At 69.5% G+C, this 7,374-nt stretch carries 9 protein-coding genes and 1 pseudogene; 8 read left to right on the top strand and 2 right to left on the bottom strand.

The window, feature by feature from the left end:
• A partial coding sequence (locus VFL64_RS05580; RefSeq protein ID WP_489539389.1) for an efflux RND transporter permease subunit occupies positions 1 to 864 on the bottom strand: 864 nt, incomplete at its 3' end.
• Positions 865 to 866: 2 nt separating this feature from the next.
• On the bottom strand, positions 867 to 1,949 hold the full coding sequence (locus VFL64_RS05575) for an efflux RND transporter periplasmic adaptor subunit (RefSeq protein WP_489539388.1): 1,083 nt from the start codon (positions 1,947 to 1,949) through the stop codon (positions 867 to 869).
• A 152-nt stretch (positions 1,950 to 2,101) separates the two neighbouring features.
• On the opposite strand from VFL64_RS05575, the gene VFL64_RS05570 reads away from it, so the two are divergent.
• The 8 genes and pseudogenes from VFL64_RS05570 to VFL64_RS05535 form a co-directional block, all read left to right on the top strand.
• A complete protein-coding gene (locus tag VFL64_RS05570) occupies positions 2,102 to 2,464 on the top strand; it encodes an ArsR/SmtB family transcription factor (protein WP_489539387.1) in 363 nt (120 codons plus the stop codon).
• A 215-nt stretch (positions 2,465 to 2,679) separates the two neighbouring features.
• A complete protein-coding gene (locus VFL64_RS05565) occupies positions 2,680 to 3,126 on the top strand; it encodes an OsmC family protein (protein ID WP_489539386.1) in 447 nt (148 codons plus the stop codon).
• A 138-nt stretch (positions 3,127 to 3,264) separates the two neighbouring features.
• Positions 3,265 to 4,380 carry a PAS domain-containing sensor histidine kinase gene (locus VFL64_RS05560; protein WP_489539385.1) on the top strand — a complete coding sequence of 372 codons (1,116 nt, stop codon included), beginning with the start codon at positions 3,265 to 3,267 and terminating at the stop codon, positions 4,378 to 4,380.
• Between the two features lie 24 nt (positions 4,381 to 4,404).
• A complete protein-coding gene (locus VFL64_RS05555) occupies positions 4,405 to 5,109 on the top strand; it encodes a response regulator (RefSeq protein ID WP_489539384.1) in 705 nt (234 codons plus the stop codon).
• A gap of 117 nt (positions 5,110 to 5,226) precedes the next feature.
• Positions 5,227 to 5,622, top strand: a complete 396-nt coding sequence (locus VFL64_RS05550) for a response regulator (RefSeq protein ID WP_489539383.1) — start codon at positions 5,227 to 5,229, stop codon at positions 5,620 to 5,622.
• 60 nt (positions 5,623 to 5,682) lie between these two features.
• Positions 5,683 to 6,258: a Pvc16 family protein gene (locus VFL64_RS05545; RefSeq protein ID WP_489539382.1), complete on the top strand. Its 576-nt coding sequence runs from the start codon at positions 5,683 to 5,685 to the stop codon at positions 6,256 to 6,258.
• 4 nt (positions 6,259 to 6,262) lie between these two features.
• On the top strand, positions 6,263 to 7,078 hold the full coding sequence (locus VFL64_RS05540; protein ID WP_489539381.1) for a hypothetical protein: 816 nt from the start codon (positions 6,263 to 6,265) through the stop codon (positions 7,076 to 7,078).
• Between the two features lie 31 nt (positions 7,079 to 7,109).
• Positions 7,110 to 7,374: pseudogene (locus tag VFL64_RS05535) on the top strand (phage tail sheath family protein); the annotation flags it as partial.

Genomic DNA, 7,374 nt, shown 5'->3' with positions numbered 1-7,374 from the left:
GCTGTCGCCGCCGGCGGCGCTGCCGTGCCACACGTAGCGCTGCGGCGGCAGCGGGCCGTCGACGACCTCGGCCACGTCCTGCAGGAACACCGGCTTGCCGCGGCGCACGCCGACCACCAGCTCGCCCACGTCGCGCGCATCGCGCAGGTAAGGCCCGGCTTCGAGCGCCACCGCGCGGTCGTTGCCCAGCAGTTCGCCGACCGGCGCGCCCAGGTGGGCCGATTGCAGCGCCTGCCGCAGGTCGGCCACGGTGACGCCGGCGCCCGCCATGCGGGCCGGGTCGATCTCCACCCGCACGGCGCGGCCGGGGCCACCGACGGTGGCGACTTCGCGGGTGCCGGGAACGCGCTTGATCTCGGCCTCCAGCGTGTGGGCCACGCGCTCCAGGTCGGAGGGGCCGGTGTCGCCGTCCTTGGCGTAGAGCGTGAGGGTGACGATGGGCACGTCGTCGATGCCCTTGGGCTTGATGATCGGGTCGCCCACGCCGAGCCCGCGCGGCAGCCAGTCGGCATTGGCATTCACCGTGTCGTACAGCCGCACCAGCGCCTCGGTGCGCGGCACGCCCACCTTGAACTGCACGGTGATCACCGCCAGGCCCGGGCGCGACACGCTCATCACGTGCTCGGTGCCGGCGATCTGCGACAGCACCTGCTCGGCGGGCGTGGCCACCATCTGTTCCACGTCGGCCACCGACGCCCCGGGGAAGGGGATCAGCACGTTGGCCATGGTGACGTTGATCTGCGGCTCTTCATCGCGCGGCGTGACCATGACCGCAAAGGCGCCCAGCAGCAATGCCACCAGCGCCAGCAGCGGCGTGATCTGCGCCGACTGGAAGAAGCGCGCGATGCGACCCGAAATGCCCATGATCAGCGCCCCCTTGCCGCGGCTTGCGGGTCGAGCGCGACGCGCTCATCGGCCTTCAGCCCCGACAGCACTTCGACCTGGCCGTCGGTCACGGGGCCGAGCCGCACCTGGCGCAGCAGTGCGCGGCCGTCGGCGCCGATCACGTACACGCCGGTCAACTCGGCGCGGCGCACCACGGCGCTCGCCGGTACCGCGATGCGCGCACCGCCGGCCTTGGCACCGGGCAGCCACGCGCGGGCGAACATGCCGGGCGACGCCGCCGTGCCGGCGGGGAGGTCGAGGCGCAGCTGCATCGTGTGGGTGGCCGGGTCCACCGCCGGCAGCAGCTGCCAGCGTGCGGGCGCGATGCGCGGCTGGGCCAGGCCCGGCACTTCGGCCAGGGGCGTGCTGTCCGGCGCGGGGGCGGCCGTTTGCGGTACGGCGGCGGTCACACGCAGCGCGGCCGGGTCGTACATGGTGAGCAGCGCGCGGCCGGGCATGGCCATGTCGCCGAGCACCACCGAGACCTCCGAGACGATGCCGTCATAGGGCGCCTTCACCGTGTAGAAGCCCGACTCGGTGCGGGCGGCCTCGGCCGAGGCCAGCTGGGCGGAGGCTTGCGCCTGCGCCGACTTGTATTGCGATTCGGCGCGCTCCAGCGCCGCCTGGCTGATGTAGTTCTTCTGGAAGAGCTGCTTCTGGCGCTCGAACTCCTTGGTGGCGGCGTCTTGTGCGGCATTGGCGGCCTGCACCTGTGCCGTGGCCGCGGCCGCCTGCTGCTGCGCCGCGCGGGCGTCGAGCCGCAGCAGCACCTGGCCCGCCTTGACCCGGTCGCCGGCCTTGGCCTCCAGCTGGACCACGGCGCCGGGCACCTGGGCGGCCACGACCGTCTGGCGCACCGCCTCGACCACGCCGTCGTAGGCGGCCAGGCGGCCGTCACCTTGTGCGGCCACCGTCACGCTGGCCAGAGGAGGGGCAGCGGGTTCTGCGGCATGCGTGGCCTGCAAGCCAGCGGCCAGCAAGGCGGCGATCCCCAGGCTGGCCGCCAGCCAGCCGGCGAGCGGGTGCTTGGCTGTGCAGTGAAGGGGCATCGGTCGAGAGTTCATCTTCAGGTTCTCCGGCAGCTTGCAATCGGCTGCGATTGGTGAGAGTATTTAGCTAAGTAATTAAATAGTCAAGTGCAAAAGTTCGGAATCTTTGTCGCGAAAGGCAAACGATGAGGCATCATCAGCAGCCCCCACCCAACTCCTGCCCCACCATGGAAGGCTTGCCACCCGAAGCGCTCAGCCAGGTCGCGTCGTACTTTCAGGCGTTGTCGGAACCGACGCGCCTGCAGATCCTCAACACGCTTCGCGGCGGCGAACGCAACGTGGGGGAGCTCGCCCAGGAGTGCGGCTATACCTCGGCCAACATCTCGCGCCACCTGTCGCTGCTGATGCAGCACGGGCTCGTGGCGCGAGAGAGCCGCGGCAACTCGGTCTACTACCGCATCGCCGACGATTCGGTCTACGCGCTGTGCGACCTGGTGTGCGGCAGCATCGCCCGCCGTCTCGACCGCAACGCGCAGGAGCGCAAGGCGTTCGTGCGTGCGGGGCGGCCGGTGCGCGCGACCAAGGGCTGAGGCTTCCATCTTCGGCTTGAGGCGGGTCTGCCGTCCGTGGGTTGGATGGTCGGGTGAACAAGCCGATTGAATCCAGGAGATTCACGCCGCCTGTTGATCTGGGTCAGACGCGCCGTCTCGCCCGACTGCGATGCTGGTTGCGGCGCCGCCTGTCCCAGCGCTGCGGCTGACCCTGACAGGAGAGTTGACATGACCCACAACGAGGGCAAGGCCCAATGACCACCGAAACAATCACCGTCGATCTGCAGCAGCAGAACGGCTACCGCTTCCTGGCCAGCTATGCCGATGGCGTGCCGTCGCTGCTGTGCGACGAACCCCCGCCCCTGGGCGAGGGGGCCGGCCCGTCGCCGGTGCAGTTGCTCGCCACGGCGGTGGGCAACTGCCTGAGCGATTCGCTGCTCTTCGCCTTGCGCAAGTTCAAGCAGCAGCCCGAGCCGCTGTCGTGCCGCGTCACGGCGCAGGTTGGCCGCAACGCCGAAGGCAGGCTGCGGGTGACGGGCATGCTGGCAGAGCTCACGCTCGGTGTCGAAGCCACCCGCCTGGAGCACCTCGACCGGGTGCTTTCCCAGTTCGAAGCCTTCTGCACCGTCACGCAGAGCGTCGCAGCGGCCTTCCCGGTCGAGGTGCGTGTTCGAGACGCTGCTGGCTCGCAGCTCAAATAGAGAACGCCACTGTCAGACCTTGCAGGTTGACCGCATGCGCCCCTCGCATGCAGTATCCCCAGCCGACTCACCCGGTGCATCCGCCGCTGGTGAGCACATAAGAAGTTGGGCAGGGAATGGCGGGCGATGAACAGTGTGATGGCCGAATTGAGCGCGTCCATGCGGCGCAGCTCGCATGCCGGGGAACCCCGGGAGCGCTGGTCCGACAGCGTGTGGCAACACATGTTCGAGCAGATGGCCGACATCTGCATCTGGGTGGAGCCGGGCAGCGGACGCATCATCGGCTGCAATGCGGCCTTCGTGGACTTCTTCCAGTACAAGCGGGCCGAAGTGCAGGGCCTTGCCCTGTCGTCGCTGGCCCAGCCTGACGACCTGCGCACGTCCGAAGCCGCCTGGCTCGCCATGGCGCGCGGCGACGAGCTGTCCGACACCGATGTGACGGCGCTCGCCAAGGACGGCAGCGCGGTGCGTGTCAGCGTGCGCTCGTCGACCATCCTGGGGCGCGAGGGCAAGCGGGTCTGCGGCCTCACCGTCTGGCGCGACATGCGCCAGCGCCACGAGTCGGAGCGCGCGCTGGTCGACAACCGCCGCCGCCTGCAGACCCTGGCCTACGAGCTGACAGTGGCCGAAGCCCGCGAACGCGGGCGCATCGCCCAGGGCCTGCACGACGAGATCGGCCAGCTGCTCGCCATGGCCAAGCTCAAGCTGGCCGAGTGGGGCGCCTCGGCGCCCACCGAAACGCCGCAGCGCGACGCCGTCTTCCAGGACGAACTGCGCGAGCTCCTGTCGCAGGCGGCCCGGGCGGTTCGCTCCGCCACCTTCGACTTGAGCTGCCCGCTGCTGCGCCAGTTCGGCCTGCAGATGGCCATCGAGAGCCTGGGCGACCGCATCGAACGCTCCAGCGCCATGGCCGTGGCGGTGGAAGGCGCTCTGCCTGCGCTGCCGCTGCCCGAAGGCGTGCTCGCCGTCATCTACCGCGTGGTGCGCGAACTGGCACTCAACGCCCAGAAGCACGCCCAGGCGCGCCAGTTGCGCATCACCCTGGGCGTGGATGGCGAAGGCCTGTTCGTCCGCGTCCAGGACGACGGGCAGGGCTTCGACTGCACACCGCTGCCGCCGTCTTTCGGCCCCGAGGGCGGCTTCGGGCTGGTCAGCGGCGAGGCACAGATGCAGGCCATCGGCGGGCGCATGGCGATCAGCTCCCGTCTCGGCCACGGCACGTGCGCGACTGTCTCGCTGCCGCTCCCCGCCTGAACCCAATCTTTCAGGAAGCACCTCATGTCCATCAACATCGTTCTCGCTGACGACCACCGCATCGTGCGCGACGGACTGAAGTCCCTGCTCGAAAGAGAGGCCGACATCAAGCTCGTGGGCCAGGCCTGCGACGGCCTGGAAGTGCTCAAGCTCGCCCGCGAGCTGCAGCCCGACCTGGTGGTCACCGACCTCTCCATGCCCGGTCTCAACGGCATCGAGACCATCCGCCGCCTGCGCGGCGAGTCGCCGCAGATGCGCGTGCTGTGCCTGTCGGTGCACGACGAGGCGCGCATGGTGCTGGCGGTGATCGACGCCGGCGCTGGCGGCTACGTGCTCAAGGACGCATCGTTCCAGGAGCTGGTGCAGGCCATCCGGCGGGTGATGGCCGACCAGATCTACCTCAGCAGCGACCTGGTGGGCATCGTGGTGGAGCAGTACCGCAACCGCCACGCGCCGCAACCCGCAGCCGCTGCCTCACCGCTCACGCCACGCGAGCGCGAACTGGTGCAGCTGTTCTCCGAAGGCCACTCCACCCAGCAGATCGCCGAGCGCCTGCACCTGAGCGCCAAGACCGTGGCCACCCACCGCGAGAACATCATGGGCAAGCTGCACATCCACAGCATTGCCGAGCTGACGCGCTTTGCCCTGCGCGAAGGGCTCAGTTCGCTGGATGCGCCGTGCCGCGCTCCATCCACCGAGCGCCGGGCCAAGCCGCGCGCCAGCCACTGAAGGCAAGGCTGAACTCAGCTTTTCCCACCCCGGCTCTCAGACATTGACCGATGGCGCCGGCCGCGGGGCGGGCGCAGCCTAGGCACGCACCGAACATGCCCGGTGCCCCTCTGTGCCATGAGCCTACGCATCGCCCTGGTCGACGACCACGCGCCGTTCCGCGCCTGCGTGCGGCAGCTGCTGGCCCAGCACGGCTTCGAGGTGGTGGCCGAGTGCGACGAAGGCACGCAGCTGCTTGACGCCCTGGCGCGCACCCGGCCCGACGTGGTGGTGCTCGACGTCTCCATGCCCGGCATGGACGGCCCGCAGACCGCGCGGCACCTGCGCGCCCACCACCCCGGCGTCCGCATCGTGGCCCTGTCCATGCACGACGACCCGCGTGTCGTCGCCGCCATGGCCGCAGCGGGTGCGCAGGCCTACCTGCGCAAGGACGACGCCTTGCCCGACCTGCCGCGCGTGCTGCACAAGCTCGCGGCCTCGGGAGATGAAGAAGGGTCGCCTCCGCTTTTCTGAATGCCGATCTCAGCATCCGACCGATACCTCGTGTGCGTGGCCATCGCTAACGTCTCCCTCATGATCGACTCCGCCATCGGCCTGATCGCCGCACAACTCAACCAGGCGCTGCGGCGCGCCTTCCAGGTGGGTGAGGACCTGGTGGTCGTCTCCAACCTGGTGGAGCAGGACGGCGGTGTGGCCCCCACGGTGGCCAACAAGCTGGCGGTGTTCCTCGTCAACCTGGAGCGCGAGACCTTGCCGTACCCCAACGGCAGCCGGCCCAGCCTGCCCAGCGAGCGCATGGCGCTCAACCACCCGCCGGTCTACCTCAACCTGCTGGTGATGTTTGCCGCCAACTTCGGCGGCAACAACTACCCCGAGGCGCTGAAGTTCATCTCCAGCACCGTGGCCTTCTTCCAGGGCCGCCCGGTGATTGACCACCAGAACACACCCGAGCTCGACCGTCGCATCGACAAGCTGGTGCTCGACATCGAGAACCTGAGCCTGTCCGACCTGAGCAACCTGTGGGGCATGCTCAGCGGCAAGTACCTGCCGTCGGTGCTGTACCGCGTGCGCATGGTCACGGTCGACAGCGGCCAGCTCGCCGGCCAGGCCCCGCTCATCGGCCGCGCCCGCACCGGCGTGCACGCCTGAGACCATGGAGACAGGCCGCTACCTCCCATTGCTCACCGTCGAGGTGGAGCACGCCTACTTCCCCGACGGGCTGTGCCACGGCCTGCGCTTCGTGCCGCTGGGCGATGGCGTGCAGCGCTTCGAGGCCGCCGGCGGCCTGGTGCGCGAGACGGCGCGCGGCGTGGCGGTGTACGGCGACGGCGAGGCCCGCGACGCGCTGCGCCTGCTGGTGGCCGATGCGAGCGAGCCCCTCAGCCTGGGGTGGAGCGTGTACGCCGACGACCCCACCTTCATCAACTACACCGATGGCCTGGTGCGGCAAGGCGAGGGCGTGCTGGTCTTCGACGGCGCACAGGCCGCCGACGAAGGCGAGGGCGTCTGGCGCCTGCAAGCCGAAGCGTCCGACGCCGAACCGGGCCTCGGCCGCCTGCCGCCCTTTGCACGCATCCGTCTCAGCCTCGACGCCACCGCCTTCAGCGAGACACCGCGCCTGCGGCGCTACCGCCTGCCGCTGCAGGCCCGCGCCACGGTCTGGAAATACTGCCTCTTCGGCGACTGGGGCAGTGAGGCGGTGCAGATCGTCGACCTCGCCAACGAAGCCGAATTCGACGCGCCGGCGCCGGAGCAGCTGGTCATCGGCCGCACGGCCCTGGCCATCCGCTCGCGCGGGCGCATCGCCTTGCAAGAACGATCCGAGCGGCGCTTCCAGTTGCGCGGCCGGAGCGCCGGCGCCGACAAGGTGCTGGTCAAGCGGCTGCCCGTTGCCGGGGCCAGCCTGTTCTCTCGAGAAATCATCGCGGGCGTGCCCACGCTGGTCTCCGAAATCTTCGTGCATCGCTAATCGCAAACGCTAACCCAGACAGGAGGCCGTGATGGGCTTGATGAAAACTCCGGGCGTCTACATCGTCGAGAAGAACGCCTTCCCCAACTCCGTGGTCGAGGTGGCCACCGCGGTGCCGGCGTTCATCGGCTACACCGAGCGCGCCGACAACCGTGGCAAACCCTTGACGGGCAAGCCCTGGCGCATCACCTCGATGGCCGAGTACCACCAGTACTTCGGCTTCGGGCCCACGCCGCGCTTCGAGATCAAGGAGAAGACCACCGAGAGCGACGACGCCGCCGTCTCGGTCGGTGGCA

It is taken from the genome of Rhizobacter sp., assembly GCF_035702065.1.
GTDB lineage: Bacteria > Pseudomonadota > Gammaproteobacteria > Burkholderiales > Burkholderiaceae_C > Rhizobacter.
The sequence above is the reverse complement of the archived record's forward strand: the minus strand, read 5'-3'. Positions and strand labels throughout refer to the sequence as shown.

Coding starts and splice junctions, on each gene's coding strand:
- VFL64_RS05575 (WP_489539388.1), bottom strand. CDS start 1,949: ATGAACTCTCGACCGATGCCCCTTCACTGCACAGCCAAGCACCCGCTC.
- VFL64_RS05570 (WP_489539387.1), top strand. CDS start 2,102: ATGGAAGGCTTGCCACCCGAAGCGCTCAGCCAGGTCGCGTCGTACTTT.
- VFL64_RS05565 (WP_489539386.1), top strand. CDS start 2,680: ATGACCACCGAAACAATCACCGTCGATCTGCAGCAGCAGAACGGCTAC.
- VFL64_RS05560 (WP_489539385.1), top strand. CDS start 3,265: ATGGCCGAATTGAGCGCGTCCATGCGGCGCAGCTCGCATGCCGGGGAA.
- VFL64_RS05555 (WP_489539384.1), top strand. CDS start 4,405: ATGTCCATCAACATCGTTCTCGCTGACGACCACCGCATCGTGCGCGAC.
- VFL64_RS05550 (WP_489539383.1), top strand. CDS start 5,227: ATGAGCCTACGCATCGCCCTGGTCGACGACCACGCGCCGTTCCGCGCC.
- VFL64_RS05545 (WP_489539382.1), top strand. CDS start 5,683: ATGATCGACTCCGCCATCGGCCTGATCGCCGCACAACTCAACCAGGCG.
- VFL64_RS05540 (WP_489539381.1), top strand. CDS start 6,263: ATGGAGACAGGCCGCTACCTCCCATTGCTCACCGTCGAGGTGGAGCAC.